Below are 25,667 nucleotides of genomic sequence, written 5' to 3' on the forward strand. Positions count from 1 at the left end.
GGCGAGCAACGGAACAAGCGATAGTGTGTCGCCGGTTGAGCGGCTCCGTTCTCCTTCAGGATCGACCAAGATGGGCAGTGAAGAAACCAGTAAGAAGGTCAAGGGCTACCGCCGACTGATACCGTCCATGACGGCCTTGATGGAATTCGAGGCCGTCGCGCGGTTGAGCAGCTTCACGCTGGCGGCGCAAGAATTGGGCGTGACCCAGGCGGCCGTCAGCAAGCAGGTCAAATACCTGGAGGAAACCCTCGGCACCCGGTTGTTTCATCGACTGCACCGGGCGATCAAACTGACCAGCGAAGGCTACGTGCTGTATTCGGTGGTCGCCGAATCCATGCAGCGCATGGCGAACGTGTTCGACAAGATTTCCGAGGGGATTCCCGAGCAGGAACTGGTGCTCGCCTGCACTGCGGCGTTTTCACACCTGCGCATCCTGCCCCGGCTGGCTGCATTGCGCCTGTCGCAACCCAAGCTGCAACTGCGCCTGATCACCCAAGTCCACAATCCGGACGTGCACCGACAGGACGTCGACATCGCCGTGCGCTTCGGCAATTGCAAATGGGAGGACGGCACGGCGATTTTCCTGTTTGACGAAGAAGTGTTCCCGGTGTGTTCCCCCGCCTGGCTGACCACGCACCCTGCCCCGCTGTCGGTCGACGACTTCCTGCACATCGACCTGATCGATTCGGACACCACGCTCGAAGGCTGGATGACGTGGAACAGCTGGTTCAAGGAGCTGGGCGAGAGTCGTCCCAAGGTGAATTACTGCCTGCGCTGCAGCAGTTACAACGACACAGTGCAGGCCGCGTTGCAGGGCTATGGCGTCGCGCTGGGCTGGAACCGTTTGTTGCGCCCGCTGTTGCTGAGCGGCGAATTGGTGCGGATTACTGACTATGCGGTGAAACCGAAAGATGCCTATTACCTGATTGTTCCGAACGGCCGGGAAATAACCCCGCTGGTGCACGCCATCGTCGATTGGTTGCGGGATGAGTCGCTACTTTCACACTAAGGTCAGTTGTCGATTCTTCGCATAACTTTTAGCTATGCGAGGGTGAAATTAAAGCGCATTGACGCAAATCCGGACCATTTTGATACTTGCCTCACCGTCACTTGCTGACGATTCAACATCGCCCCCGTGAGGCAACAGATGACAAACACCGTCGCGAAATCCCAACAAGAACTGGTGACTGCACGCCCCCCCGGTCATGGCATGCATGGCGCGTTGTTCGGGCGTCAGGATATTTTCGACAGCGACGTCGATATATTTTTCACCCGGCACTGGATTCTGGTCGGCGTGACGGCGGACATCCCGGAGCCTGGGGATGTTTCGACCATAGACATCGGCAAGTCCTCGATCATCCTCGTGCGCGATGACGACGAGCAGGTGCAAGCGTTTCGCAACGTTTGCCGCCATCGCGGGGCACGCCTGAAGCAGGCCGGCAAATCAACGGTGGGCATGCTCGTGTGCCCGTATCACCAGTGGACCTACGACCTTGATGGCAGCCTCAAGCACGCCGCTCACATGGGCAAGGATTTCGATCCGACCTGCAAAAGCCTGATTCGTGTTCATACGAAAGTGGTCGGCACTCATGTGTTTGTTTGCCTGGGTGACCAACCACCGGAAGACATCGCCTACCTGGAACAAACCATGGCGCCCCGGCTGGCGCCCTACAACCTCACGTATTCGAAGATTGCTTATGAAGCCGAGATCATTGAAGACGGTAACTGGAAGTTGGTCATCGAAAACAATCGCGAGTGTTATCACTGCTCTGCGACGCACCCTGAATTAACCGCTTCATTCCTCCCGGAGGATTTTGGTTTCTGCGCTGAAGGTCTGAGTGAGGAATCGCTGCAAGCGCTGGATGAATATGAAGAACGCAATGCGGCGGCCAAACGCAGTTGGGAACGTGACGGGTTTATCTGCGACGCAGTGGAGCACCTGGACACAGACGCGGTGACCCAGTTCCGCACGCAGCGGCTGGTCATTGCCGGCAATGGCGAATCGCAAACGCTCGACACTCGGGTGGCCTGCACGCGGCTGTTTGGTGACCTGACCCGCCGCGATCTCGGCGATGTGCACCTGTGGACTCATAACTCCTGGACGCATGTGATGAGCGATCACGCCGTCATTTCGTACATCATCCCGCTCGCGCCCGACAAAACGTTGGTGCGCACCAAATGGCTGGTCCATGCCGACGCCATCGAGGGCGTGGATTACGACATCGAGAAACTGACCGAGGTCTGGAAAGCCACCAACCAGCAGGACGCCAACCTTGTCGCGATCACTCACAGCGGTACGCAAGATCCCGGCTACTCGCCAGGACCCTTCTCGGCATTTACCGAATCCTACGTGGATCAATTCTCTCGCTGGTACGCCGCGCGGCTTGCCGCACAGGGAGTGTGAGCAATGACCATGACCCTCCTTGAAAAGCCGCCGGTTACAGCGAGCACCGTGTCTGCACCGAACGTATTCACCCATCCGGACACGTGGGCCACCTACGGTGCGCAGTGGAACAGTGGCGAGCAAAAAGCGCTGCACTGTTGCGCCGTACGCGACGAAACCCACGACGTAAAAACCTTTACCTTTCGAAGTGCGGATTTCAGCGCCATCAGTTTTGAGCCAGGGCAGTTCATTACGGTATCGCCGACCATCTCGGGGCAACGCGTGTCGCGCTGCTACACATTGTCATCGTCGCCCACCCGCCCTTTTGCGCTGTCGATCACGGTCAAGCGTGTTCCCGGCGGGACCGTATCGAACTGGCTGCACGATCACTTGCGCGAAGGCGACAGGCTGCTTGCCTCTGGCCCTGCGGGCTGCTTCACACCGACAGGCCGTCCAGCCGACAAGCTGCTTTATCTATCGGCGGGCTCCGGCGTGACACCGCTGATGTCCATGACCCGCGCGGGTTTCGACCTGGCAGCCCGACTGGATATCGTCTTCGTGCACAGTGCTCGAACCCCCGACGATATTATTTTCCATGAAGAACTGACACGGATGCAGGCCAGCATGCCGGGACTTCGTGTCGTGAATATCTGCGAAGGACGCGGCGACAGCACGGATTGGGCCGGGCCGATTGGCCGCCTGGATCTGGCCTTGCTCAGCGAACAGGTGCCGGACTTCAGGGAGCGGGAAGTGTTCACTTGTGGGCCGCAAGGTTACATGGGCGCGGTCAAGTCGCTACTCAAACAGGGAAACTTTGATTTCCAGCACTATCACCAGGAAAGCTTCGATATCACGGCGCTGGATGAGGCCCCTCTGATCGAAACGGCCTGCGCGCTCGATCAGCCGGAGAGCCTGTTTACGATCACGCTGTCCCGCTCCGGTAAAACCTTCAGCATGCCGGGCAACCAGACCGTGCTGGCCGCAGCGAAGAAGGCCGGCGCCATCATCCCCTCCTCTTGCAGCCAAGGGGTCTGCGGCACCTGTAAAACGGCGGTGCTGCAAGGCACGGTGGCGATGAACCACAACGGCGGCATCCGCCAGCGTGAAATCGACAAGGGATTGCGCCTGCTGTGCTGCAGTAAGCCGACGTCAGACCTGGTCATCGATTTGTAGGGTCCATCAGAACGCTCAATGTGGTCTACGCTCCAGCCTTGGGTACCTTGTTCTGCCCCGGGCGACGTGCGTTTTCGGCACGGTGGTTTGCAGCGGATGCGGTACGCAACTCTCCACGCATCCTTCCGGGAAAACCACATGATCCGCACCTTGCTGACTGCTTCTTTGCTGCTTGCACTAACCCTGCCCGCCCATGCCGGCGTCACGCCATTCCCCACTTCGTTCCGCACCCAGGAAATCGCCGTGGAAGGCGCGAAAATCCACGTGCGCGTCGGCGGCAAAGGGCCTGCCGTGGTGCTGTTGCATGGCTTCGGCGACACCGGCGACATGTGGGCGCCTCTTGCTGCCGACCTGGCCAAGGACCACACGGTCGTGGTGCCGGACCTTCGCGGCATGGGCTTGTCGTCAATCCCGGACGGCGGCTACGACAAGAAGACGCAAGCGGGCGACGTTCGCGCGGTGCTGGCAGCCTTGAAGATCGACCACTCGGTGGTGATCGGCCACGACATCGGCACCATGGTCGCCTTCGCCTACGCCTCGCGTTATCCGCAGCAAACCGATCGCCTGGTGGTCATGGATGCGCCCGTACCGGGCATTCCGCCGTGGAACGAGATTGTGCGTTCACCGATGTTGTGGCACTTCGACTTTGGTGGTCCGGATACCGAGCGCCTGGTGGCCGGTCGTGAGCGTATCTACCTCGACCGCTTCTGGAACGAGTTCGCCGGCGACCCGACCAAAGTGGACGAAGCCACCCGCCAGCATTACGCCAAGCTCTACGCCCGCCCCGGCGCGATGCACGCGGCGTTCGCGCAGTTCCGCAGCATTCGCCAGGACGCCGTGGACAACGAAGCATCGATGAAGACACGCCTGACCATGCCCGTACTGGCCGTCGGCGGGGAAAAATCCTTTGGCAACAACGAAGCCATCGTCATGCGCAACGCCGCGGACAATGTCACGGAAGTGGTGATTCCGGGGGCAGGACATTGGTTGATGGAAGAGGCGCCTACGCAGACTATTCGGGCGATTCGCGACTTTTTGCAGTGACCGTCTGTAGCAGGGCAAAAACTGTCTACGGATCGTTGTCGAAGCCTGCCGCCCTGCCTATTCGACGGGCACTCGCTCGACACTGCATCTACCCACCACTTAAAGTGCAGCCCCCTCAACAATGGATTGCCACCAAAAATGACTGAGACCTTCCAGGGCAGTTGCCTTTGCGGCGCCATCCAATACCAACTCCGGTCACGTCCCAAAGCTGTTTCGCACTGCCATTGCAGCCAATGCCGCAAAAGCCATGGCGCTGCATTTGCGAGCTACGGCAGTGTCTTGAGGGGCGACTTTGATCTGGTACAGGGTAACGACGACATCCGTTCTTACCCTTCCTCTGAATCTGTCGAGCGCCAGTTTTGCGCTCGCTGCGGCTCGTCGCTCTTCTGGTCAAATAACCAGGGCGAATACTCCGACTGGATCTCCATAGCCCTCGGTACGCTGGACACGCCCTTTACTTGCGATAAACAAAAGCATGTCGAGGTGACGTCCAAGGCTGTATGGCATGACATTCAGGATCACTGGCCGCAGTCCCGATAATCGCTTTGTGGCTCGAGAATACTCATCCGCCCCTGCATCATGCCGCTCGCTCCCCTTTCCCGTGGCACTCGTGCCAACAGTGCAGAGCCTGCTACCACGCATCAGGCATTTACACTGCCAGCCCCAGGGGAGAAGCCTATCGAAATGGAAGTCATCTCATGTTTGAACGTAGCAAACTGGTTCCAGAGTTAATGGTCACCGACCTTAGTAACAGCCTGGTTTTTTGGGTGCATTGCCTTGGCTTCGAAGTAGCGTATCAACGCCCCGAAGATGGATTCGCTTACCTCGACTTGAACGGTGCTCAGGTAATGCTCGAGCAGATTGATCAGGACGCAGGCCAATGGCTTACGGCCCCCCTGACGAAACCATTTGGAAGAGGAATCAACCTGCAGATCGACGTTGCCGCTGTCGCCCCCATCACCCAAAAACTTGGCCAAGCCGGATTTCCACTCTATCGAGCATGCAAAGACACCTGGTATCGGGCTGATAACGTAGAAGTAGGCCAGCGCGAGTTCATCGTCCAGGATCCCGATGGTTATCTCGTCAGATTGGTTGAGCGGTTGGGTGAGCGGCCGGCGGCCAAAAGCTGACCTTTCAGGTCATCTGCCAGACGACCAATTTTCCGCTGCTATGCTGATAAGACCTGTTTCTGCACTGGGGACGAGTAGCATGGCAGCACAAGGCAAGCATTCCCCATTCACGTTCAAGGCTATGGCCTGCTGGGCTGGGATTTTCCTTGTCGCTTGGGCTGCCATAAAGCTGCTCGACACTCACCTCGACCTGAGATTGTTGGCAGATAGCACGAGCTGGCCGCAGCGTTTTTCGGATTGGCTTTCGCTGGAAACGCCAATGCCGAATTGGTCGCTGCTGATGATTATCGCGATTTTAATCAGCACTCTGTCTGCAGCGATTTACTACGCCCGCAACACTGATGGAGATTACGACGAGCTACATGAGATAGAACGAAAAGTTTACAAAATGAACAACCCTCAGTTTCCACGACTGACAGATAACCAAACGCTACTGATGGAGGCGCTGGCTTATCATGCAAACTTCAGGAAAGTTGCAAACCTGAACTCAATTTGCAAACTTGTCTCACTCAGCACATCAGAAGTTGAAGCCGATCTAAAGCAACTTCAAGACAAACGTCTCATCAAACAAAAAGTGACACGGGGTACGTTTGGCGCCACCACTTTTGAACTTACCTTGGCAGGCAAGGATTATGCGTTAGAGCGATTTCAGCTAACGTAGGACAGACAAAGTGGAGGTAGGCTGGAGGTGCTTTTTTGAGCAACATAATTTGCCCATCGGGCGAAACCATTCATCTTTTTTACAAGATTATGTGGCCCAAATGGGAAATGCCCAAGGATGCGATCCTTAGTCTACTGGACCGTCGCTTTCCGGCTAGAACCAAACATACAGCTACTTCCAGACGCCGCTTTGTACACCACAGGCTTACAGACGTTGGTAGCGCCGTTCGAAATCACTGGCCAACTGTTCAAGCGTGACGCTTCCCAAGCGCTCTATAAGCAGCGCCTGCGCCGCATCAAACGCGTCGGTCAGCGCAGCATTCACCGCTTGCTCAACCAGGCATTCTGGATGGTCGGTCGACAGACCGATGGCGAAAAGCGAGGACGAGCCCAAGGCCTGATGGATGTTCAACAGTGTTATATCCGCTAATGGTTTCGCCAGCGTCCACCCCCCACGGTGCCCCTTTTCCGAGCGCACATAACCCCCGTCCTTGAGCAGCGCCATGGTCCGCCGGACCACCACCGGGTTGGTGCCGAGCATCTGCGCGATGGTATCGGACGTGGCGGGCTGTTCGTGGCGAGCCATGTGGATCAGCACGTGCAGCATGCGGGACAAGCGAGTGTCATTTCTCATGGATGGCGGTTTCCTGAAATTGCGTGTGCCGAGTATCGCTCGACACAGCATAAGTTACGAGACTGTTGACACCCCGACATCACGTAACTTACGTTGTGTCTAGAGTTTTCGAGCAGGTCGAAAACCCAGGGAGACTGATCAATGGTTTACGACGTGATCATCGTGGGCGGCAGCTATTCCGGTATTTCCGCAGGCTTGCAACTGGCACGGGCGCGCCGAAAGGTGTTGGTGATCGATGCAGGTCAGCGCCGTAACCGGTTTGCTCACAATTCACATGGATTTCTTGGGCAGGACGGTCGCGATCCCGGCACGATAGCCAGCGAGGCACGTGCCCAGTTGCTGGCCTATCCAACAGTCGAGTGGCTTTCGCAACCCGCCATCCATGCAAAGACGGGCGATGGTGGATTTGTGATAACAGCCGCGAACGGGGAGCAATTCGCAGCGAGGCGCCTGATCCTGGCCACAGGGGTGGTGGATGAGTTGCCTGCGATTCCCGGGCTGTCAGAGCGCTGGGGGCAGCGAGTGTTTCATTGTCCGTATTGCCATGGATATGAACTGTACGGCGGACCGATTGGAGTATTGGCGGCGTCGCCAGTTGCCATCCACCAATCGCTGATGTTGCCCGACTGGGGGCCAACGACACTCTTCCTCAACGAGGTATTCGAGCCTGATGCCGAGCAGCTGGCGAAGTTGGCCAGGCGTGGAGTTGCGGTGGAGCGCGAACCTGTGTTGTCGGTTGGCGGGGAACAAGCCGATGTGACACTCGCCAGCGGTCGTGTGATCAAACTCGCGGGGCTGTTCACTCAGCCTCTCACGCGTATGGGCAGCCCGCTGGCAGCGCTGCTTGGTTGCGAGTTTGAAGCCGGGCCGACGGGTGAGTTCATCAAGGTCGATGCGATGCGCGAAACCAGTGTACCCGGCGTGTTTGCCTGCGGGGATGCGGCAATAGCCGCAGGCAATGTGGCCGTCGCAGTGGGTGACGGTGCACGCACGGGCGGCGCGGCACACCAGTCGCTGATCTTTCGCTGAATACGGGTAGCAAGCGGATTAAGCGCGTCCCTCGCCCTCCGTTCTCAAGCCGATTGCCTGCGCCAGGTGCCGGGTGATGTGCCGAACTGGCGCTTGAATGCACGACTGAACGCGGCTTCAGATTCGTAGCCCACTGCAAAGCCGATTTGCGCCACATTGCCGCGACCTTCGCGCAGGTGTTGAGCCGCCACGTGCATGCGCCAGAGCGTCAGGTATTGCATCGGTGGCTGGCCGACCAATGCCGTGAATCGTTCCGCGAAAACCGAGCGAGACATGCCCACTTCAAGCGCCAGGGCTTCTGCCGTCCAGCCCTCGGTTGGGCGAGCATGAAGCAGCGCCAATGCGCGCCCGATATGCAGATCCCGCAAACCCGCCAGCCACCCGCGCCGCTCAGCGGGGAGGCTCGCGACATACTGGCTGACGGCTTCGACGAAGAGCAATTCCGATAGCTTGGCGATGACCGTTGTCGAGCCGACGCGCCCCGCCGCGATCTCACTGACAGCAAATCGGAATGAGCTTTCAATCCAGGCTCCCGAAGCCGTCGCGCGCACGTCCAGTTTCAATAAGGATGGCAGCGACGAGAGCAAAGGACTGAAAGGGGTTTCAGTGCCGAGGAACCCACACAATAACTGCGTGACCTCGCCACCCCCGCCGCACTTGATACGCGAAATGCCGCCGACTTCCGGCGGCTGAATAACGTCGCGCGCCGACAGGGGAGCAACGTTCAGGTCGCTGCCAAACGTATGAACGTCATTGCGCGGAAGCAGAATGAGTTCGCCTGCCCCCACGTCGAGGGGGGCTTCACCGTCGACTCTTAATTGCATGTGCCCCGCAGCGACAAAATGCGAAGCAATGACATGTCGAGGGGCTGCCAGGAACGGTTTGCAATCGTCCGCAGAGATTTTTCCGCTGAGGCACCAGGGCGCAGTGAATTCCGCCTCGAGGAAGACTCCTCCAGAGAGCCGAATGACACGCAAGACATCAGAAAGCGCATCCAGCAATTGCCAGCCCTCCTTTCCGGAGTCCGGAGCATGTAATCAGGCGCACCGGTCATTCTGCGCCTGAACGGCGAGGCCTAGATTAGCACCAACGCGGACTCAGTGATCGGGACGCTCCCCAGAGGCTTCACCCAGGGTCACTGGCTCCGATGTTAACCGTAATGGCCCCCTTCCAATTCGACCAGGAAGCAGGAGATCGATATGAACACCGTCGCTACCCTACCCGGCGCAGATTCAGGCAACGCCGCCCGTTATGCTCAACTTGTCAGATCATCGAAGAAAGCAGAATGGCAGATCGATCGCGATTTGCTGCAGGACCGCCGCTTCGACTTCTCGCGCAAATTCTTGCCCGACGGACTCTCGCGGATCGACCGCCTGACCTTTCTCACCCTGGAAGAAGCGCGCCTGCTCAGTCAGATTCAGGGCCGAACCTATGCGTATATTTTTGGCCTGGTCGAGCGTTTCATCAGTGCCAAAATGCTCGATCAAGGTCGAGCCCATGTCTTTGACGATCAACTCGCGCTCGAAGCGCTGGTGCGATTTTCCAATGACGAGATCAAGCATCAGGAGCTGTTCCGGCGCATAGAGACGATGATGGATGCGCAATTGCCGGCGGGATATCGTCAAGTGGCCGATCCGAACGATGTGGCGCGTGCGGTACTGGCGGCCAGCACCTGGTCGGTGCTGGCGCTGACCTGCCATATCGAACTGTTTGTTCAAACGCATTACGCAAAAAGCATCGCCCCGCGCGAGGAGTTGTGCCCACTCTTCAAGGATGTCTTCAAATTTCACTGGAAGGATGAAAGCCGGCACGTCGTACTCGATGAGCTGGAATGGAAAGCGGAGCACGCGAAACTTTCGCCAGTCGAGCGCGACCAGGCCGTGAACGATCTGATTGCGCTGGTGGCAGCCGTCGACGCAATCCTGCAGGCACAATCGGCATCCGACGCCGACTACTTCATTCGCAATGTTCCACGCTCGTTCAGTGTTGACGAGACCGCGCAAATCAAAGCCTCCGTGCTGGGCGCCTACCGCTGGCAATACATTATCTCGGGCGTGCAGCATCCACACTTTGGCCAACTGCTTGCGCGCATGACAACGCCCGCGCAGATGTCCAGGATTCAGACCGCACTGGCTCCCATCATGAGCAACTGATCTACAGGGTGCGGCCGACCTCGCGTCGGTCGTGCGGGTGTGCAATGACGTGCTGGATTGAGGATGGCAGCCATGACGATACCGATGTGGATGTTGCTGGGATTCGCGACCTGGACTTTGCTGCTGTTGATGGCAACCGTCGGGGTGTATCGCTGGGTCAGAATCCTGTTCTCGAATGTTCCGATTGCCTCTTTCCGAAGCGATCAGCCCGATGGCGAGGATTGGTATCGGCGCGGAACACGAGCGCATGCGAACTGTGTGGAAAACCTGCCGGTCTTTGGCGCCATCGTGTTCGTGATTTCAGCCCTTGGTATCAACACACCGGCCGTTGACTACTTGTCCATGCTCGTCCTGATCGCTCGCGTGTGCCAGTCTCTGGTTCACGTATCTCATGTGCAGACAAACAGGTTCGTGGCGGTGCGGTTTACCTTCTTTTGCGTTCAGTTGGTCTGTTTCCTTGCGCTCATTGTGATAGCGGCGAGTTACGGCGTATGAGTAAGGGATGAATCCAGGACTCGACGTGCTTGCTTGCCGCAAACGTCGAGGGCAATGCTTTGCCGCTCTCGGCAAGCATATGCCACCGACTCACCTCAGCGCCCCGCCAACGCCCTGAAGGACAAGGCACTCAGCGAATGGCCTGACTTTTGCTCTGCTACCCGGTCACCAACCAAGGAGTGTCAACATGATCGGAAGCAACTTACCTCCGCTGCCTTACGTAGATGCGCTCAAAAGGTCTTTGGCGAGCGGCAACGTGACCGCCGGCAAGATCCAGGTCGCCAATGCGACAGCGGAAATCCAGGCACAGATCGACAAAAATTTTCGTGAGACAGAACGCGATCTGGAGCAGCTGAAAGCCCACTATAAACCTGATCAAAACCTGGCAACGTTCGACGCGAAAAGCAACGCTATCGAACGGCCCAACGTGCAGTCCCTCAGCAAAAGCGCCGCTTCGCCTGTGCAGGAAAACCTCCAGCCTCTGATCGAGGCCGGAAGCCATGAAGAGAACACAATCAACGCTAACCAAGGCGACTTTTCGATTGATAGCGCTGCGGTCTATCAGGAGTGGCTGCTGGCTCGTGGGAGCGTTGATGTAACTGTGTAGGCAATTGTGAGGGGCACCCAAGTAACCCTGCGAATGCTAGATCACACGGTTGAAAACCGCTTCCGATAGTCACTCGGCCCCACCCCGAGACGTCGCATAAATGCCCTTCTGAACCCGTCCCTATTGGCATAGCCGACGGTATCGGCCAAGCGCTTGAGTGAAACGTCCGAACCTTCGATCAGCCGCCTGGCCTCATCGATGCGCGCCAGTTCGACAAATTCGGCCGGGGACGAGCCAGTTTCGGCTTTGAAGGTACGGGCGAATGTTGACGATGGCGTTGCGGGTGCTGCCCGTAGGAACCGCTTTGCGGTCTGGACCGGAATCGGCGCCGCCGGCACAGCCATTGTCGGAATGTATTGGTTGGGTGATGCGGTATCGTTCTGGAAGCTTGTCTGGATCAGCTTGATCCTGTTGAGTGTCGCCGGCCTACGCTGGGCGACTTGAACACCCATGCTACTTACAGCCTTCAGCCTTGGAATAACTGGAGCTGTTAAGGCAGGAATCCCCCGCTCCGAGTCAGAGATATCCGGACCATTCGGGCAACTGATACGCCGCACGGAGCGGACACCTTCGTGCCGGGGGTCATAACAACACCCATGGGTTACAAATCGATCCGGCAACCATCGTCACATTGCGCGACGTGATTGAAACGCGTTGTTCAAGGTGAACATCAAGGCCAAGGCCCTCTACTTCCCGAGAGCCTCGACGACTACGTCAACGTCACAGAGGTTGCCAAAGACGGTCCCGTACAGGTAATCGCCAAGTATTGCATGACTGAAAGTCATTCCGTTTGTTCAGGCTTTTTTGCAAAAAAGATCTTTTGGTACACGTTATAAGAAATCAATCTGTTTTTAATCGTATTGAACTCATTACCAAGAACGACTTGAGGCGCTTTCTCTTGCGGATCGTCTTCAAGATTATATTTCGCAATAGTATCCGGACTGTACTCGTATATGTATTTATATGGATGATCAACCAGTGCCGATGACAATTCATCAAAAAATGTAGACATAAAAAACACTCGCTTCCCTTGTTCTCGCAACAAACTAACACCTTGGACATTGAGAGAAGAGTCAGCAACCCCAAAAAAATCAGCAATTGTTGGTGCGATGTCAGTCTGATGACTTGTTGTCGATGTGTTTTTAGGCAGTACTTTGCCATTCGCCCAAAATATCAAAGGCACAGTAACCTCCTCTTCGTGCATGGAGGAATTATGAATAAACATCCCATGCTCGCCAAAAGATTCTCCATGATCGCCAACAAGCACAAACAATGTTGAGTTCAAGATGCCTGTCTTGTCAAATTCATTTAGCATCCCACCTATCAGGGTGTCTATTTTCATTATGCACTCTTCATATCTTTCTATCTCTGCCTGCGAAGCTGATTTATCAGTGCAATTGTATGGATAATGTGCTGCGCTTGGGAAATATAGCGCAATGAACCCTTTGCCTTCTTTAGCAACATCCTTCAAGTACGGAACACTTGACGAAAATAGATACTCATCACCTTCTCCGAAGCTACTATTGTTCCGGGAGTGATCTTTATCTCGGGCAATGTCAGAAACAGCATATGAATTCGACACGCCTATGGATTTTAAAAAACCGCCCATGTTTTCAAATTGTAAAAACAATGAACTAAAGGCAACCGCCTCCATGTTTTTTTTCTTTTTTAATTCATGAATTACACTGGGCTGATACAGGTGCATCGCCTCTTTGATTTCAATATCCGGGTACGCATGCAACCCGGTAAATATTGAGTAATAGCCTTTAGATGAATGAGGCACTGACACGTACGATTTAGAAAGCATTCCTTCCTGAGAAAGCTTTTCAAAGACTGGATATTTTTCACCGGTTTTTACACCTGCACCAAAAATGCTGTTCCATCGAACCGACTCCAGCACAATAAACACCAGGTTCTGAAAGTCTGGCACGGGCTGAGAGCCAAGCTTTTGAATGTCGTTGATTGCTGACAAAGGGTAAGCGGGCTGTTCGAATTTCTGTATCGTTTTAGCTTGAGTGGCATCTAAAGAAACGACATCTTTAAAAGTAGCAACCAAAGGATCCACAAATATATTTTTATTCAAATCGTAGCGAGCGTCTTTTGTATAAATCGACCACAAAAACATGCCCGACAAGAACAACACGAATACCACCCTGTACTTGCCTCTCCCTTCTTTAACTGCCATTTGGCTTTTAGGTGTCTTGTATGCTGCCAGTCCAACCAGAAACCAAGCCGCGAGATAGGCAATAAAGAGAACAAATACAATAAATCGAAAAGTCAACCCAAAACCAGATAACTGATTTAAAAATATTTCCACCCCCGAAATCAAATCACTTGAATGCTGCAGACTGTATTGTATCAGTGAAAAATCCAGAGGTTTGAGCCATAGCTCTCTGACTCTCATATCCAGCAGCAGACACAGTAAAATAGCCCCTGAAAAAACACTCAACAAGAAAAAATACAACCGACCCTTGCTTATTACAGTTATTGCCACCAGATATACAACTACCGAAAGGATCAAGTCTTGCAACAAAAACAAAAAAACACTGGACACCCCGGTATCAATCCACCTATTAGAAAAAAACTCTATCAAAATAATCTTAGGCACAAGAAAAAGAGAAACAGCCAGAAGGAGAGTTATTTTTAGTAGATATGCTCTTTTCCACATATTATTCAGCCCCTGAATTCATAGAACAAGTGCTAACCTTTGAAACGAGAAATAAGCAGGGAGCCGGCCACCTGCAGAATCCACATGTCATCAACTTAAGCACCCAGTCTCTGTTTAGGCAAGTAAACCCAAGGCTTGAGTGAGCAGTGACATCAAGGCCCGCATCGTTATTTTTGCCAATTGACGGGCCATCGCGTATCGCAAAGGCCAAAAGGGACTGATTTATTTAACCCGTGAGCGCAATTGCGCAAATATTAAAAGCCCCTCCAGGGCCAGGTTATCGGATAGCCGGGAACTCTTCGGCGCTGTCAGGCCAGGCAGATAGAACCTCAAAGCCATCGTCAGTGACCGCCACCATGTGCTCCCACTGGGCCGAAAGGGAGTGATCCTTGGTGACAACGGTCCAACCGTCCGCCAGGGTTTTCACATGACGCTTGCCCGCATTCAGCATGGGCTCAATGGTGAAAATCATGCCCGCTTTCAACTGCAATCCCTGGCCGGGGTAACCGTAATGGAGGATCTGCGGTTCATCGTGATAGACCTTGCCAATACCGTGACCGCAGTATTTGCGCACAACACTGAGTCCATCCCTTTCGGCGACCGACTGAATGGCATAACCGATATCGCCCAGCGTGGCGCCGGGGCGAACGACTCGAATACCGGCGCACAGCGCTTCGTAGGTGGTCTTGACCAAATGCCGAGCCTGCGGACTGGGTTCACCCACGAAATACATTCGACTGGTGTCGCCATACCAACCGTCCTTTTTGACAGCGACGTCGATATTCACAATGTCGCCATCCTTCAGGACAGTGGCCGAAGGCAGGCCATGGCAGACCACCTGGTTGACGGACGTCAGCACGGTTTTCGGGTAGCCGAGATACCCGATATTCCCCGCAATGGCCTTTTGCACATTGACGATGTAGTCGTGACAGCGCCGATCAAGCTCGTCGGTGGTGACACCCGCTTTCACATAAGGCGCAATCATGGCCAGCACCTCGGCCGCCAGCGTTGCAGCGACACGTGACCTGGCGATGTCTGCCGCGGTGTTGATACGCACGTTGGCCCTCATTTCCTGGCTCCGATGGCTGCATGAATCTGAGAGGTTTGCGAACTGTCCGCGAGGGCGCAGAGCTGCTTCAAATCAAGACCGCCTTGCAGTTCTGCACGAATCAGCATGCGGCAAATGTCGCTGTGATCCAGGTTGGGGTGTAATTCGGCAAGCATCCCGATACGCATCCAGTGCTCGGCCTGAGCGTTGATCGAGCGACTCAACGCGTCGCTGGCGACGCGCAGATGCTCATGCATGTCTTCAGAAATTTTTACGATCCCCATGAGCTTCACTATATGAAATGGATATGGAACGTATATTAACCGGTTAGAGCTTGAAATCAAATTTGCGTAATGGATTCGGGATGGATTAGAAGCGTTATGACGGATTTTCGTAGCGTTTTAGCGCAGCAGTAGCCAAAGCCAAAACTGATGGTGCCTGCCGATAGCAGGGTGAGTGAATATTTCGCAGGTACAGAATCTCGACGTCTGTTCAGAAACGGGTGCCAGACAGATCCGGATCAGATTTTCTCCCACCTCATGATCGGCAACGAGCTACCGCCACGTTATTAGTGGTCAGTGGCGTCCCTGGCCATAGACCTGACAAAGAGGTCTGCTTTGATTCAAAAATCGCCTTCAATCAGCGCCGCTGTTGAAAAAGTCGGGAGTCGTCACGATCTCATTTACATGCCCAAGCGCCGATTCTTCATCCAGATAGTGTTCCAGTCGCTGAGCTGAGGTGAGGTTACGGGTCATGCGTCGACGGGCATACGTCACCAGTTTCTGGTCATCCGGCATCAGTGTTATTTCTGGCTTGAGCGATAACACGCGAACTGTCCCATCATTGCCGGCCACTACGATTCGGCCGGTGTCCGCATGTTCGCCAATCTGGCGCACAGCACCGCGCAGGACAGCAATTGGCACGAGCGAGGGACCATTGTCTAACGTAAACTGAAATACGCGTGGACCAATGGCCATGAAGGCACATTTATTTTGCCGACTGATCCGTATCAATGGTCTTTCATCCCCTTCGAACTCACCGTTCGGCTCTGGCACAAACCTGCCGACATCCTCTCGCCAGACAATGCCGAGATCATGATTTCCTTGCGTCTGCCCGATACTCAGTAAATACAGCCTGCCGGCTTGCCGGACCACGGCGATAGCCGTAGACCCGGCGGCGCCGATACTTGCACGCACAACGCCGTCAACTTGTCCGCCCACTCTATAGAGACTCCATCGAGCATTGCCCCTCTGCCCTACTCGATTGATTCTCCATTTGGTCATGCACCCTTCTTCATCGACAACCAATAACACCGGAACATCCGTTGCACTGGCGCACGAAAGCGTCCTGATCGGCTGATCACTTTCGTTTTTACGGGAGAAATATGGCATACACGGTTCAAGGCTTTCGGTCTCCCAGAGAGCCAATGAGCCATCCTCATGTCCAGAGACCCAGCACCTGGCTGAAACGTGCCAAGCCATTACGGTGATAGATGAATTCGGCAACCAATGGGCGTTTCGAATCTTCGGTGACTCCACAAGTTCACCATTGATCAATAGTTCCGGCCGAAAGGCACTCGGAGGTACTATTACGAAGTTACGACCTATCCCGTTGTAATGCACGTATGTACCAGGTGTCAGATAAGTGGTGTTAACAAGTTGTGTCGAATCACCTTGATACTCATGCAGTTGCAGTTGTCCGCCCTGGGATAACACCGCCAATGTTTGATTATCCCGAGAGATCCAGATTCGTATTATCGGAGCGTCCAATTGAATGAGTGGAAAACGAATTCTCGCGCCGGTCACGGCGTCCCATAAACCTACGCGTCCATCATCCCCACCCGATAACACCCTATTACCAGTTTGGTCGAACCGCGCGCACCGAACTCTACCCAGGTGACCGATGAGTACCGCCACTTCGTTATGGCGATTCAGGGCATTACGTAAAGCCAGACGAGCTGCTTCGGTTGCAGGCCGGTCAATGCCCAGGTCTGAATCCGGCAGAGCTTCCAGAGCCAACAACAATGCAGTTCCACTGTCTCCTGCATTCAACGCCGCGCGCGATTCGGCGGCCAGAAACAGCGACTGCATGCGCATTGCCCGGTCACGCTCATTACGCACCCGTGCGTCTGTCTCCTCTCGAATTTGTTCGGCCGCCCTTTCTTCCTTAAGTTTTTCGGCTTCGCTTTCATCAATGAGAGCCAGCAGTCCCGGGTCTGCCTCTAACTCAGGCAAAAATTGCTCTCGTCTGAGCAGGGCACTTTCGAGAGCAGGTCCGGTTAGCAATTGTTTTATGTGCGGTGAGGGCAACCTGCCACGCATGTCGTCGCGCCACGCACGGAATGCCTGTGTTTCGTGCAGCCATTGTTGCAAGCGCTTCCAGGTCACGATCAGACTTTCGTGACCGATTTCTACGAGTTTGCCATGCCGATCGTCTCGAATCGAGATCAGCCCAGACTTTGTCAGCTGCTGAAGCACTTCCTGTTGCTGTGGGGTGAACGTCGTCAGAGGCTGAGCTTTTCTGCGGCTATTTGAAGTCTCAACAAGTTCCAACATCGCTCTGCGTAACTGCCCCTGCTCTTCCGGAGACAGTTCTTTAAGCGCCAGATCGGCAAAACTTGCGAAAGCCCCCTCAATGCCAGTCTGGGCTTCTCCACGCAATGCAACATAGGTTTCGCGCGTAATGACTCCATCGCCGTCTTTGGGCCACATGGCATCGAGTAAAATCTGCAGCATTGCTGTAGGTGCCTGTACTCGTAGTGCATCGGTTGCAATCAATTCCGGCAACCCACGATCGAACCGTGCCGAAAAATGTTTCGCCGGCCTGACGATGGCATCAAACAATTCCTTCTCATCCAGTGGAAGCACAAAGCTAAGAGCGTTTTCTATTCTTTCACGCAGTGCCTCAGACGCCAGCACGAGAAGCTGGCGAAGGAAATCCTCCCGAATAGCCAACACAACACGTAAATGTTCAGGATCGAAATGTAATGCCCTGGAAATGACCTCAAGGGCAGCCAATGACTTACGCGTGTGAGTTTTGTTGCTGTTTGATGGAAACATTTCTTCGAGTTGATCTATTACGAGAACCACCCCCTGATATCTTTCGCTGACTGCCAACGCCTTCAGTCTGGAGTAAATATCTTCAACACTTGGTTTGCCCTTTAACTCAAGCGCGTGGCCGAGATCTACCAGCGGGTCCAGAAATCTAGGAACAAGTCGAGTACAAAACCCCTTGCGTTGCCAGGCCGCTATCAGGCCCGCTCGCAGTACTGACGATTTTCCGCAGCCTGTAGGCCCGGCTAACACAACAAACTGCGATCGGCGAGGATCCTTCAAAATGCGTTCGCAAAAATCATCTCGTCCATAGAAGAACGCCACGTCACTGGATTCAAAGTGGCGCATGGGTCGATAGGGATTACTGACCCCCCGGAGGACCCGTGCAATCATTTCTGCTGGAATGATCCGCCCGGTACGCAAACTCGGGTCGCCGTCGGAGGAAACGGCAATTCCCAGGAAACACTCGCCATTCACCTGGTCTTTTCCGGCGAAGATGGGTGCACCGCTGAAACCTGGCGAGAGAAATTGGCCGATTTGAGAGTCTGCGACAATAGGAATCCAGCCTCGGGCGTCAGCTGCCTGGACCGTTCCTGTCGCGAGAGATCCAGCGGGAATACTGGGTGGAAATCCGTACGCCGAGACCTGACTTCCAGATTCCACAGCCTTCGAAGAAAGTATGCAAGGGGTCGGTCCTGTGGACTTGAATCTGACCGAAATGACAGCGAGATCGGATGGGCGCCTGGCGTACTCCGCTTCTACGCGTAACGGTGCAAATGCTACTAAAGACCCAACCCCTTCAAAACCTCCGACTCCCTGACCTTCTAGATCAGCAAATGGAAAGTCGAGTCTCACCGTTTCACCCAGCTTTACTGATGCATCAATATCGAGGCCCAGCGCCTTGCATACGACATGGGCGCATGTAACGACATAACCCGGTAGCGCCAAGACACCAGCACCACTGACTTTGCCGTTCTTGCCCCATATACGAACAATTGGCTGGGACCACATGGCTCAAACTCCTGTATTGCGCTTCCAAAGGAGTTTTATCGTGATTTGCCCCTCGACGCTGGTTTTCGCTACGACAATACCCGCCTCACTACTTAGCTTTACACCAAACTCCAGAGCAACTTCGTCGGGGCGTTGTGTTAACGAGGTAAGCTGAGCCAGCAGCGCATCAGCAAGGGGGCGGATTCGTCCGACTGACTCCTCCAATGTCTTTGCTGCCTGTTCGGCGGCGACACCGGCACCACTGATTCTTACTTCGCCGGAGGGTGGCTCGTCTGTCGAGGCTTCTACAAAGATCACCTCACCTTTTTCGGTTTTGAACTGAATCAAGCGTGCCATGTTGCCTCCGTAAAAAGTCTTCGAACTTGCCCTGTCACCTTGGTTGAAAGAGAACGCCTGCAGGGACATACACCTTTCATTCTCAGGACTCAGCTTAGCCAACCGGGGAGTAACGGTAAGATAGGATCCAAACCATTTATCGGGAATACCGATCAAGGCTGGCCTGACAACATCTGGACTTCCCATTACCAAACCGGAAATCGTTTCCACAACTAAATTGTTGGCTCTGCTACGCACTTAAACTCAACAGGTGAATGACATCCACGCGAGCACTGCGATGTTGATCACCCCTGCACCTGTAACGATTCGAATGCCTGCAAAGGGTTGAAAACTGTTATCTGCCTGAGACTGGCGTCGATGCACTTCTCAGCCTCGGCCAACCGACTAATCTGATAAGTACACGACTACACACACGCTGCTAGCCGCCTCTTGCAGGAAAACGCCATGACCGGAAAAACAGCACGCCAATATTCGTCATGGATCCTGCCCTCCCTGCTTGCCATCAACCTGGCGATGATGGCGGGATGTTCCGGCAAAGCTGCCACGGCTCGCTACTCGGCCTCAAACGCAGGCTCAAGCTGTTATGCCAAAGCGCTGCCCACTTCCGGCGAGGGCGGTCTCGCTTGGGGAGACACCTTGGACATGGCGCGCCAGAAGTCCTTGAGTAACTGCATTCGCTATGCCGGCCGCTCCGGTGGCACGCCGGATACCTGCCAGGTTGTGTTGGCCGAGTGCAGGAATTAGTCGGGCAGCCATGTGTGCTCGCGCAAATTAAGCATCTGCGGAAGGCGCGTGTTTAAGCGCCCTCATGCTGACTTCCTGAAAGCTACAAGACCTTGCGCCGTTGCCAACGGTTACGCCAGAAAGGAATGAATCAGCCCTGCGGGCTGTGCAGCGGTCTCTTTCTCAGAGACCGCATTTCTGCAATGACCCTGACAGGGACTGAATTGCCAATCAGGCAGCGTTTGACCACTCCATATGGAAAAACGTATATTCGATTAACCATATGTACCAAGAGAAGTCACCATGCGCGTTTTGTTCATGTGCACCGCCAATAGCTGCCGCAGCATCCTCTCCGAAGCGATGTTCAATCATCTCGCGCCGCAAGGTTTTCAGGCAGTCAGTGCCGGCAGCTTCCCCAAGGGCCAGGTTCTGCCGCGCAGTCTTGTGACGCTGCAAGAGGCCGGCATCGCGATTGACGGGTTGAGCAGTAAAGGCAACGACGCCTTCGAAGCCAACCCGCCGGACATTGTCATCACCGTCTGCGACAAGGCTGCCGGCGAGGCATGCCCGGTTTACTTCGGGCCGGCGCTGAAAGCCCATTGGGGTTTGGAAGATCCATCCGAGGTGAAGGGCGACGAAGCAGTCGTGACCGCAGCCTTCCACTCGACCCTGGCCCGCATCGAAACACGCTGCCGGGCCTTCCTCGCCCTGCCCTTCGGCGAACTTGATCGGGATGCCTTGAAGCGCGAACTCGATCGCATCAGCACCCTGTAACCGGAGCCCTCATGTCCCACGAACTGCCCAATCTCGACGCCTCCCTGATTCAATCCATTGCTGGTGGCGACACCCCGCACAAGCCGCGAATCCTGCTGTTGTACGGATCGACCCGACCGCGTTCATTCAGTCGTCTGCTGATCGAGGAAGCCGCCCGATTGCTCGAACATTTCGGCGCTGAAACACGGATCTTCAATCCATCCGGCCTTCCTCTGCCGGACGATGCACCGACCGATCACCCGAAAGTCCAGGAACTGCTCGAACTGATGCAATGGTCCGAAGGACAGGTCTGGTGTTCACCCGAGCGTCACGGCTCGATGTCGGCCGTGTTCAAGGCGCAGATTGACTGGGTGCCGCTCGCGCTAGGCGCCATTCGCCCGACCCAGGGCAAAACCCTCGCGGTCATGCAAGTCAGTGGTGGCTCTCAGTCGTTTAACGTGGTGAATCAACTGCGCGTGCTGGGACGCTGGATGCGGATGTTCACCATCCCCAACCAGTCTTCCGTGCCGAAGGCTTATCTGGAATTCGACGAAGACAACCGCATGAAACCGTCCGCGCTTTATGACCGGGTGGTGGACGTCATGGAGGAGCTGGTGAAGTTCACCCTGTTGCTGCGGGAGCGCCCGGACCTGGTTGACCGTTACTCGGAACGCAAGGAGTCGGCAGAGGAACTGACCCGGCGGGTGAATCAGCGGTCGATTTGAACATCAAGCATGAGCGCTTGAATGCCTCATTTTGACAGTGACGAACATTTTGACGCGGTCGTGAATTTCCTGGAGAGCATGTCGAAAAGGTTCATGCCGTTCACTGCTCGCCGGATCCTCAAAATTCCACGTCATCACTTCGTCAGAGATCGGCATCTTGCCCGCCTCTTCCGATGATTTGTCACACAGCGTGATGACATAGTCGAACTGCTGGCCTTCAAACTCGCTGATTGATTTGCTGCGCAAGCCGGTTGCGTCGACGCCGATATGTTCCAGCGACTCAAGCGTTCGCGGATCGACTTCACTGGCTTCCAGCCCCGCGCTGAAGGCTTCAAAGTGTTCGGAGTCGGTATGTTTCAGGAGAGACTCCGCCATCAATGAACGAATGTCATTTTTAGCGCAGACGAACAGCACCCGGAATTTTTCGCTCATGAGCAACGCCCCCTCTTTAAAGACAGTGAACGGAACATCGGTTGCTGTTATTAGAGCAGTGATTGCGCCGAAGGGAAGTCCTGACCGATGGGAAGCACGTGAAATAAAGTGCGGATTGAGGAACCGTCACGAGGCTGTCATTTATCTTTAGTAATACTGACTTCAACCCGTTGCGGGCTCTTTCAATGGCTGCCATTTTGGCAGCTTTTTTTTGCCTGCCGCTTTTGCCGCCTCGAACGTCAATTAATCCCCGCGACCCTGCCTCCCCCCCAGCGCTTTATAGATCGCAACAAATAAACACCGATGTGGCGAGATAGAGAAAACCCTATCTCGCCACACCGATGTTGTCGTAGTCGGCAGCCCCCACTATCAACCCTGCGCTTTGCTCATTTTGGTGAACAGCTCGGTTGGCACTTTCTTGCCGTTGGAGGTGAACTGGTTGGTGCGGAATTTGTAGACCTCGCCTTCGGAAAGGAAACCGTCGTTGTTGGTGTCCATCGCCTTGAACTCTTCAGCACCTTTTGGGGCCACGGTCAGCAATTCTTTCAGGGAAACGCGGCCGTCGTGGTCAGTGTCGGTACGGGCGAAGGAAGCGTCGCCGCATTTGCCTTCACCGCACTTGCCTTCACCGGCCTTGGTGACTTTGGCGCCGGTTTCGCTGGCGCCGCACTTGCCTTCGCCACACTTGCCTTCACTGGTCTTTTCCGCCGCGGCGAGTTGGTAGCCTTGAGGCAGTGCGTCAGCGGCGAAGGCGGACGAAGCGAGGTTCATGCAGCCGACCAGTGAAACAGCGATCAGGCCAATACGGGATTTGTTCGAAAGACAGGACATGGTTATTTCTCCGGATACTGTGTGCGGTATGGCCGCTCAGGGTCATGCCACCAGGGCGATAAGCCGTGGTGCGAGGTGCGTTTGCTTTCTCGCTAAGGCCAGCCTATTTGACTGCAACCGTGTATCCCGGATGTATCCGGATCGAGGGGCATTTGTACGCCAGCATCTTTACAGCAGGTCTGGATACACAGCGATACATTTGGCCCACTGTTTTTTATCCTGGTGGCCTGGAAGGCCCTGAACAAATCGGCATCAAACCTATCCCTGAGCAATTCCAATACGATCGTAGTCGGGGCCCCGTCGGAGAAGATGTCCGGGCCAGACTCGCTCATCCTGCAGCCCTGCCATACTGTTCATCATGGCCAGTGCAACCTTCCGCTTCTACGAGGAGCTCAACGATTTCCTGCCGGCCGAACGGCGGCGGCAGTCATTCACCTGCGAGTGCGCGCGAGGGGCGACGGTCAAGCACATGATCGAGGCGCTCGGGATACCGCACACGGAGGTCGAGCTGGTATTGCTCAACGGCGAGTCGGTGGGTTTCGAGCGGGTGATCTTCGATGGTGACCGGTTGGCGGTATATCCCAAGTTCGAAACGCTGGACATCAGCCCGCTGTTAAAGGTTCGGGCTCAACCTTTACGGGTGCTGCGCTTCGTCGCGGATGCGCACCTGGGCGGGCTGGCCAACCTGCTGCGCATGAGCGGCTTTGACACCCTCTACAACAATGGCTTCGAGGATGGCGAGATCGCTGAGATCGCCGCACAGCAAGGACGTATTGTGCTAACCCGTGACCGCGAATTGCTCAAGCGGCGGATCATCAGCCATGGCTGTTACGTGCATGCCCTGAAACCGTCGCTGCAGCTGCGCGAATTGTACGAGCGCCTCGACCTGGCGCGTAGCGCACGGCCATTCAGCCTGTGCCTGCATTGCAATCTGCCGCTGCACGAGATCAGCCCGGAACTGGCCCGGCCGCAGGTGCCGCCACGCGTTGCCACCCTCTATTCGCACTTCCTGCGCTGCGACGCCTGCCAACGGGTTTATTGGGAGGGTTCGCACTGGCGCAGCATGTGTGCACTGCTGGCACCTCTGCTGGACCGATAGCCGAACGTATCGGTCGAAAAGGGATTGCGAGGACCGTCTACTCGGGAATTCCGGTCACCGTATGCACTACGCACATCGCACAAGGAGGTCGGGCCCCTCCGGGGTTGAGCTGTTCGCATTTCCTCAGCAGCGGATAGGCATCGGCAAACTTCATGGCTTGCCTAGCCGTCCAGTTCCATCACCACTGCCGCCATCCTCATCAGTGTTTCGGAGCGTGTGACTGATTCCCAAAAGAAGTCGCAACCCCCGCGACGCTTCAGGGCTTGCAACTAATTGCCGATACGTCCTTCAAACTCTCGAACGTTTGCTACGGGTATGCCTGCCGTGTTCATTGCGGAACGTGCAGGCCTAGTTTTGCACCTCAACCACATCGATATCCGGGGCGTCCGCCACATCCTCTCTGGCTGCGTTTGCCTCAACCTTGGCAGCGTCCCTCGGCATGTTCACCAGCCCTGCTCGGGTTTAAGTCGCCTATCGCCAAGGCGAATGGCGACCTCTGTGAGGGCCAGGAAAACAAGTCACGCTGTGGCTCTACTGGGCTGATTTCAGATCTGCGGCAACGAACTTAGTGCTTCTGCATATTTTGCAGCTATAGCTCGGTACCCACGCTTCGTGGGATGCAGTTCGTTATCCCACCAATCTGTGTATGTGTTGTCGTTTTTCAGTGTGCCGCGCAAGTCTAAATGGCGCACATGCCCTAGCCCGTTGACATTACCTAGTGACGCCAGCATTTCGTTCAACCGATCAATCAGTTGAGTCACAATCTGCTGGCGCTGATACGGATCCTCATAGCCTTTTTCCCGAAATCCAGGTTCCAGCCATGGTCCCGGTAACGGTCCCCAACCGCCTAAGTAGCCCCTGCCGTCTGCGACGGCATAATCGTAGCCATGTAAAAGAATGGGTACGGGATATCCCAACTGCCGTTTGGTTATTTCCGTCACAGCCGAGAGGATAGTTATGTAGGCTGAGCGAATTCGCACATCCAAAAAACCGCTCACTACCTGTTGGTTAAGACCCGGAGTCCCGCTTTTGGCATGATTCAAAAGTGCTGCAAAAGACTCCCCCGCCACATCATTTCCGCCTCCCGAAATCAGGATGGCTTTCGGCGTCTTGTTGGACCGAATCATTTTCTCCAACTTGCGCACTAACGGAACGAGCTGCCCCGTGTTGTAGGCCATATCCTCAATCCGGTCGCCTCGATGGCTGACAGAATCGACATCGAAGCCGTGATGGTCTTCGAGCTCCGATAGGACATCGTGCCACGGATAATCAAACCAAGAGTCGCCCTCAGCCAGGAGAGTCCCTGCTTCAGGAGGGGCTAGTCCCATTGGATGAATCTGCTGACTGCGGTACTCGTAGGCTTCTTCCGCCTGCCGCGACCCAATTTCGATAGCATCTTTGTCTGGCGTACTCATGTGTCCCTCCTTGTGTCTTGGTCAAGTATCGAATTCCAGTAGAAGACTGTCGGGAAACGGTCCGTCGTATTTCCTGGAACGGATATTGCGATGACCTGCTGACTATAGAAGGAATTATTCGTCATACCTTTAGTACAGGCGCGCACGTTTAAACAGACATACTAATGGCGGCGCAACAACCTTAATAGGCATCGACAACTTCATAAATCCCTTACCAGCCAATACCAATGGACGCTCAGCAGGCCATTCATCTACTTACCAGAAT

Annotated in this window: 26 protein-coding genes and 1 pseudogene; 16 read left to right on the top strand and 11 right to left on the bottom strand. The window is 55.1% G+C overall.

Annotation, left to right across the window (positions count from 1 at the left end):
* Nucleotides 1–70 precede the first annotated feature (70 nt).
* The 7 genes from PMI32_RS04900 (at nucleotide 71) to PMI32_RS04870 (ending at nucleotide 6,391) form a co-directional block, all read left to right on the top strand.
* A complete protein-coding gene (locus PMI32_RS04900; protein WP_008033406.1) occupies nucleotides 71–1,009 on the top strand; it encodes a LysR substrate-binding domain-containing protein in 939 nt (312 codons plus the stop codon).
* 138 nt (nucleotides 1,010–1,147) lie between these two features.
* Complete coding sequence (locus PMI32_RS04895; protein ID WP_008033408.1) at nucleotides 1,148–2,404, top strand: aromatic ring-hydroxylating oxygenase subunit alpha; 1,257 nt, start codon at nucleotides 1,148–1,150, stop codon at nucleotides 2,402–2,404.
* A gap of 3 nt (nucleotides 2,405–2,407) precedes the next feature.
* The gene (locus PMI32_RS04890) at nucleotides 2,408–3,556 is read left to right on the top strand and encodes an FAD-binding oxidoreductase (protein ID WP_008033410.1); all 1,149 of its coding nucleotides are present in this window, start codon (nucleotides 2,408–2,410) and stop codon (nucleotides 3,554–3,556) included.
* Nucleotides 3,557–3,694: 138 nt separating this feature from the next.
* Nucleotides 3,695–4,600 carry an alpha/beta fold hydrolase gene (locus PMI32_RS04885; RefSeq protein WP_008033412.1) on the top strand — a complete coding sequence of 302 codons (906 nt, stop codon included), beginning with the start codon at nucleotides 3,695–3,697 and terminating at the stop codon, nucleotides 4,598–4,600.
* A gap of 138 nt (nucleotides 4,601–4,738) precedes the next feature.
* Nucleotides 4,739–5,140: a GFA family protein gene (locus PMI32_RS04880; protein WP_008033413.1), complete on the top strand. Its 402-nt coding sequence runs from the start codon at nucleotides 4,739–4,741 to the stop codon at nucleotides 5,138–5,140.
* Nucleotides 5,141–5,298: 158 nt separating this feature from the next.
* Nucleotides 5,299–5,730: a bleomycin resistance protein gene (locus tag PMI32_RS04875; RefSeq protein ID WP_008033414.1), complete on the top strand. Its 432-nt coding sequence runs from the start codon at nucleotides 5,299–5,301 to the stop codon at nucleotides 5,728–5,730.
* A 79-nt stretch (nucleotides 5,731–5,809) separates the two neighbouring features.
* Complete coding sequence (locus tag PMI32_RS04870) at nucleotides 5,810–6,391, top strand: hypothetical protein (protein ID WP_177318894.1); 582 nt, start codon at nucleotides 5,810–5,812, stop codon at nucleotides 6,389–6,391.
* A gap of 204 nt (nucleotides 6,392–6,595) precedes the next feature.
* Here the strand turns inward: PMI32_RS04870 and PMI32_RS04865 are convergent, their stop codons facing one another.
* Nucleotides 6,596–7,024: an Rrf2 family transcriptional regulator gene (locus tag PMI32_RS04865; RefSeq protein ID WP_008033417.1), complete on the bottom strand. Its 429-nt coding sequence runs from the start codon at nucleotides 7,022–7,024 to the stop codon at nucleotides 6,596–6,598.
* Nucleotides 7,025–7,165: 141 nt separating this feature from the next.
* Between PMI32_RS04865 and PMI32_RS04860 the strand changes: the two genes are divergently transcribed.
* A complete protein-coding gene (locus tag PMI32_RS04860) occupies nucleotides 7,166–8,053 on the top strand; it encodes an NAD(P)/FAD-dependent oxidoreductase (protein ID WP_008033419.1) in 888 nt (295 codons plus the stop codon).
* Between the two features lie 44 nt (nucleotides 8,054–8,097).
* Here the strand turns inward: PMI32_RS04860 and PMI32_RS04855 are convergent, their stop codons facing one another.
* Nucleotides 8,098–9,054, bottom strand: coding sequence for an AraC family transcriptional regulator (locus PMI32_RS04855; RefSeq protein ID WP_008033420.1), 957 nt, complete (start codon nucleotides 9,052–9,054; stop codon nucleotides 8,098–8,100).
* A gap of 198 nt (nucleotides 9,055–9,252) precedes the next feature.
* On the opposite strand from PMI32_RS04855, the gene PMI32_RS04850 reads away from it, so the two are divergent.
* The 3 genes from PMI32_RS04850 (at nucleotide 9,253) to PMI32_RS04840 (ending at nucleotide 11,308) form a co-directional block, all read left to right on the top strand.
* Nucleotides 9,253–10,206 (top strand): diiron oxygenase, encoded by a 954-nt coding sequence (locus PMI32_RS04850; RefSeq protein ID WP_008033423.1) that lies wholly within the window; start codon nucleotides 9,253–9,255, stop codon nucleotides 10,204–10,206.
* A gap of 72 nt (nucleotides 10,207–10,278) precedes the next feature.
* Nucleotides 10,279–10,701, top strand: coding sequence for an MAPEG family protein (locus tag PMI32_RS04845; protein WP_008033431.1), 423 nt, complete (start codon nucleotides 10,279–10,281; stop codon nucleotides 10,699–10,701).
* A 187-nt stretch (nucleotides 10,702–10,888) separates the two neighbouring features.
* Nucleotides 10,889–11,308, top strand: a complete 420-nt coding sequence (locus PMI32_RS04840; protein ID WP_008033437.1) for a hypothetical protein — start codon at nucleotides 10,889–10,891, stop codon at nucleotides 11,306–11,308.
* Nucleotides 11,309–11,349: 41 nt separating this feature from the next.
* Here the strand turns inward: PMI32_RS04840 and PMI32_RS30050 are convergent, their stop codons facing one another.
* Nucleotides 11,350–11,760 carry a helix-turn-helix domain-containing protein gene (locus PMI32_RS30050; RefSeq protein WP_032829097.1) on the bottom strand — a complete coding sequence of 137 codons (411 nt, stop codon included), beginning with the start codon at nucleotides 11,758–11,760 and terminating at the stop codon, nucleotides 11,350–11,352.
* A 192-nt stretch (nucleotides 11,761–11,952) separates the two neighbouring features.
* Between PMI32_RS30050 and PMI32_RS31145 the strand changes: the two are divergent.
* A pseudogene (locus PMI32_RS31145) lies at nucleotides 11,953–12,066 on the top strand (hypothetical protein); the annotation flags it as partial.
* A 23-nt stretch (nucleotides 12,067–12,089) separates the two neighbouring features.
* Here the strand turns inward: PMI32_RS31145 and PMI32_RS04835 are convergent.
* The 5 genes from PMI32_RS04835 to PMI32_RS04815 all read right to left on the bottom strand — a co-directional run bounded on the left by PMI32_RS04835 (nucleotide 12,090) and on the right by PMI32_RS04815 (nucleotide 19,661).
* Complete coding sequence (locus PMI32_RS04835) at nucleotides 12,090–13,976, bottom strand: LTA synthase family protein (RefSeq protein ID WP_008033441.1); 1,887 nt, start codon at nucleotides 13,974–13,976, stop codon at nucleotides 12,090–12,092.
* 277 nt (nucleotides 13,977–14,253) lie between these two features.
* Nucleotides 14,254–15,045: a type I methionyl aminopeptidase gene (gene map / locus PMI32_RS04830; protein WP_008033443.1), complete on the bottom strand. Its 792-nt coding sequence runs from the start codon at nucleotides 15,043–15,045 to the stop codon at nucleotides 14,254–14,256.
* Nucleotides 15,042–15,308, bottom strand: coding sequence for a ParD-like family protein (locus PMI32_RS04825; protein WP_008033444.1), 267 nt, complete (start codon nucleotides 15,306–15,308; stop codon nucleotides 15,042–15,044). Before PMI32_RS04825 ends, map begins: the two co-directional genes overlap by 4 nt.
* 351 nt (nucleotides 15,309–15,659) lie before the next feature.
* The gene (locus PMI32_RS04820) at nucleotides 15,660–19,088 is read right to left on the bottom strand and encodes an nSTAND1 domain-containing NTPase (RefSeq protein WP_008033445.1); all 3,429 of its coding nucleotides are present in this window, start codon (nucleotides 19,086–19,088) and stop codon (nucleotides 15,660–15,662) included.
* 3 nt (nucleotides 19,089–19,091) lie between these two features.
* On the bottom strand, nucleotides 19,092–19,661 hold the full coding sequence (locus tag PMI32_RS04815; protein ID WP_157214378.1) for a CU044_2847 family protein: 570 nt from the start codon (nucleotides 19,659–19,661) through the stop codon (nucleotides 19,092–19,094).
* Between the two features lie 207 nt (nucleotides 19,662–19,868).
* On the opposite strand from PMI32_RS04815, the gene PMI32_RS04810 reads away from it, so the two are divergent.
* The 3 genes from PMI32_RS04810 (at nucleotide 19,869) to arsH (ending at nucleotide 21,625) form a co-directional block, all read left to right on the top strand.
* Nucleotides 19,869–20,168 carry a hypothetical protein gene (locus PMI32_RS04810; RefSeq protein WP_008033447.1) on the top strand — a complete coding sequence of 100 codons (300 nt, stop codon included), beginning with the start codon at nucleotides 19,869–19,871 and terminating at the stop codon, nucleotides 20,166–20,168.
* A 282-nt stretch (nucleotides 20,169–20,450) separates the two neighbouring features.
* Nucleotides 20,451–20,921 carry an arsenate reductase ArsC gene (locus PMI32_RS04805; protein WP_008033448.1) on the top strand — a complete coding sequence of 157 codons (471 nt, stop codon included), beginning with the start codon at nucleotides 20,451–20,453 and terminating at the stop codon, nucleotides 20,919–20,921.
* An 11-nt stretch (nucleotides 20,922–20,932) separates the two neighbouring features.
* Entirely contained in the window at nucleotides 20,933–21,625 is a 693-nt protein-coding gene (arsH, locus tag PMI32_RS04800) for an arsenical resistance protein ArsH (protein WP_008033450.1), read from the top strand.
* A gap of 3 nt (nucleotides 21,626–21,628) precedes the next feature.
* Here the strand turns inward: arsH and PMI32_RS04795 are convergent, their stop codons facing one another.
* Nucleotides 21,629–22,057 (bottom strand): arsenate reductase ArsC, encoded by a 429-nt coding sequence (locus PMI32_RS04795; RefSeq protein WP_008033452.1) that lies wholly within the window; start codon nucleotides 22,055–22,057, stop codon nucleotides 21,629–21,631.
* Between the two features lie 369 nt (nucleotides 22,058–22,426).
* Nucleotides 22,427–22,888, bottom strand: coding sequence for an HvfA family oxazolone/thioamide-modified RiPP metallophore (locus tag PMI32_RS04790; protein ID WP_008033453.1), 462 nt, complete (start codon nucleotides 22,886–22,888; stop codon nucleotides 22,427–22,429).
* Nucleotides 22,889–23,246: 358 nt separating this feature from the next.
* On the opposite strand from PMI32_RS04790, the gene PMI32_RS04785 reads away from it, so the two are divergent.
* Nucleotides 23,247–23,987: a Mut7-C RNAse domain-containing protein gene (locus PMI32_RS04785; protein WP_008033458.1), complete on the top strand. Its 741-nt coding sequence runs from the start codon at nucleotides 23,247–23,249 to the stop codon at nucleotides 23,985–23,987.
* A 545-nt stretch (nucleotides 23,988–24,532) separates the two neighbouring features.
* Here the strand turns inward: PMI32_RS04785 and PMI32_RS04780 are convergent.
* The gene (locus PMI32_RS04780; RefSeq protein WP_008033460.1) at nucleotides 24,533–25,402 is read right to left on the bottom strand and encodes an SGNH/GDSL hydrolase family protein; all 870 of its coding nucleotides are present in this window, start codon (nucleotides 25,400–25,402) and stop codon (nucleotides 24,533–24,535) included.
* Nucleotides 25,403–25,667: the final 265 nt, after the last annotated feature.

Origin of the sequence: Pseudomonas sp. GM60, assembly GCF_000282415.1 — a bacterium.
Lineage (GTDB): Bacteria > Pseudomonadota > Gammaproteobacteria > Pseudomonadales > Pseudomonadaceae > Aquipseudomonas > Aquipseudomonas migulae.

What these genes read in the sequence shown, in the direction of transcription:
- PMI32_RS04845 (WP_008033431.1), top strand. Translation starts at nt 10,279, where the DNA reads ATGACGATACCGATGTGGATGTTGCTGGGATTCGCGACCTGGACTTTG.
- PMI32_RS04810 (WP_008033447.1), top strand. Translation starts at nt 19,869, where the DNA reads ATGACCGGAAAAACAGCACGCCAATATTCGTCATGGATCCTGCCCTCC.
- PMI32_RS04785 (WP_008033458.1), top strand. Translation starts at nt 23,247, where the DNA reads ATGGCCAGTGCAACCTTCCGCTTCTACGAGGAGCTCAACGATTTCCTG.
- PMI32_RS04880 (WP_008033413.1), top strand. Translation starts at nt 4,739, where the DNA reads ATGACTGAGACCTTCCAGGGCAGTTGCCTTTGCGGCGCCATCCAATAC.
- PMI32_RS04860 (WP_008033419.1), top strand. Translation starts at nt 7,166, where the DNA reads ATGGTTTACGACGTGATCATCGTGGGCGGCAGCTATTCCGGTATTTCC.
- PMI32_RS04835 (WP_008033441.1), bottom strand. Translation starts at nt 13,976, where the DNA reads ATGTGGAAAAGAGCATATCTACTAAAAATAACTCTCCTTCTGGCTGTT.
- PMI32_RS04820 (WP_008033445.1), bottom strand. Translation starts at nt 19,088, where the DNA reads ATGTGGTCCCAGCCAATTGTTCGTATATGGGGCAAGAACGGCAAAGTC.
- PMI32_RS30050 (WP_032829097.1), bottom strand. Translation starts at nt 11,760, where the DNA reads ATGGGTGTTCAAGTCGCCCAGCGTAGGCCGGCGACACTCAACAGGATC.
- PMI32_RS04825 (WP_008033444.1), bottom strand. Translation starts at nt 15,308, where the DNA reads ATGGGGATCGTAAAAATTTCTGAAGACATGCATGAGCATCTGCGCGTC.
- PMI32_RS04890 (WP_008033410.1), top strand. Translation starts at nt 2,408, where the DNA reads ATGACCATGACCCTCCTTGAAAAGCCGCCGGTTACAGCGAGCACCGTG.
- PMI32_RS04870 (WP_177318894.1), top strand. Translation starts at nt 5,810, where the DNA reads ATGGCAGCACAAGGCAAGCATTCCCCATTCACGTTCAAGGCTATGGCC.
- PMI32_RS04790 (WP_008033453.1), bottom strand. Translation starts at nt 22,888, where the DNA reads ATGTCCTGTCTTTCGAACAAATCCCGTATTGGCCTGATCGCTGTTTCA.
- PMI32_RS04865 (WP_008033417.1), bottom strand. Translation starts at nt 7,024, where the DNA reads ATGAGAAATGACACTCGCTTGTCCCGCATGCTGCACGTGCTGATCCAC.
- PMI32_RS04805 (WP_008033448.1), top strand. Translation starts at nt 20,451, where the DNA reads ATGCGCGTTTTGTTCATGTGCACCGCCAATAGCTGCCGCAGCATCCTC.
- PMI32_RS04875 (WP_008033414.1), top strand. Translation starts at nt 5,299, where the DNA reads ATGTTTGAACGTAGCAAACTGGTTCCAGAGTTAATGGTCACCGACCTT.
- arsH (WP_008033450.1), top strand. Translation starts at nt 20,933, where the DNA reads ATGTCCCACGAACTGCCCAATCTCGACGCCTCCCTGATTCAATCCATT.
- PMI32_RS04885 (WP_008033412.1), top strand. Translation starts at nt 3,695, where the DNA reads ATGATCCGCACCTTGCTGACTGCTTCTTTGCTGCTTGCACTAACCCTG.
- PMI32_RS04780 (WP_008033460.1), bottom strand. Translation starts at nt 25,402, where the DNA reads ATGAGTACGCCAGACAAAGATGCTATCGAAATTGGGTCGCGGCAGGCG.
- PMI32_RS04895 (WP_008033408.1), top strand. Translation starts at nt 1,148, where the DNA reads ATGACAAACACCGTCGCGAAATCCCAACAAGAACTGGTGACTGCACGC.
- PMI32_RS04850 (WP_008033423.1), top strand. Translation starts at nt 9,253, where the DNA reads ATGAACACCGTCGCTACCCTACCCGGCGCAGATTCAGGCAACGCCGCC.
- map (WP_008033443.1), bottom strand. Translation starts at nt 15,045, where the DNA reads ATGAGGGCCAACGTGCGTATCAACACCGCGGCAGACATCGCCAGGTCA.
- PMI32_RS04840 (WP_008033437.1), top strand. Translation starts at nt 10,889, where the DNA reads ATGATCGGAAGCAACTTACCTCCGCTGCCTTACGTAGATGCGCTCAAA.
- PMI32_RS04900 (WP_008033406.1), top strand. Translation starts at nt 71, where the DNA reads ATGGGCAGTGAAGAAACCAGTAAGAAGGTCAAGGGCTACCGCCGACTG.
- PMI32_RS04795 (WP_008033452.1), bottom strand. Translation starts at nt 22,057, where the DNA reads ATGAGCGAAAAATTCCGGGTGCTGTTCGTCTGCGCTAAAAATGACATT.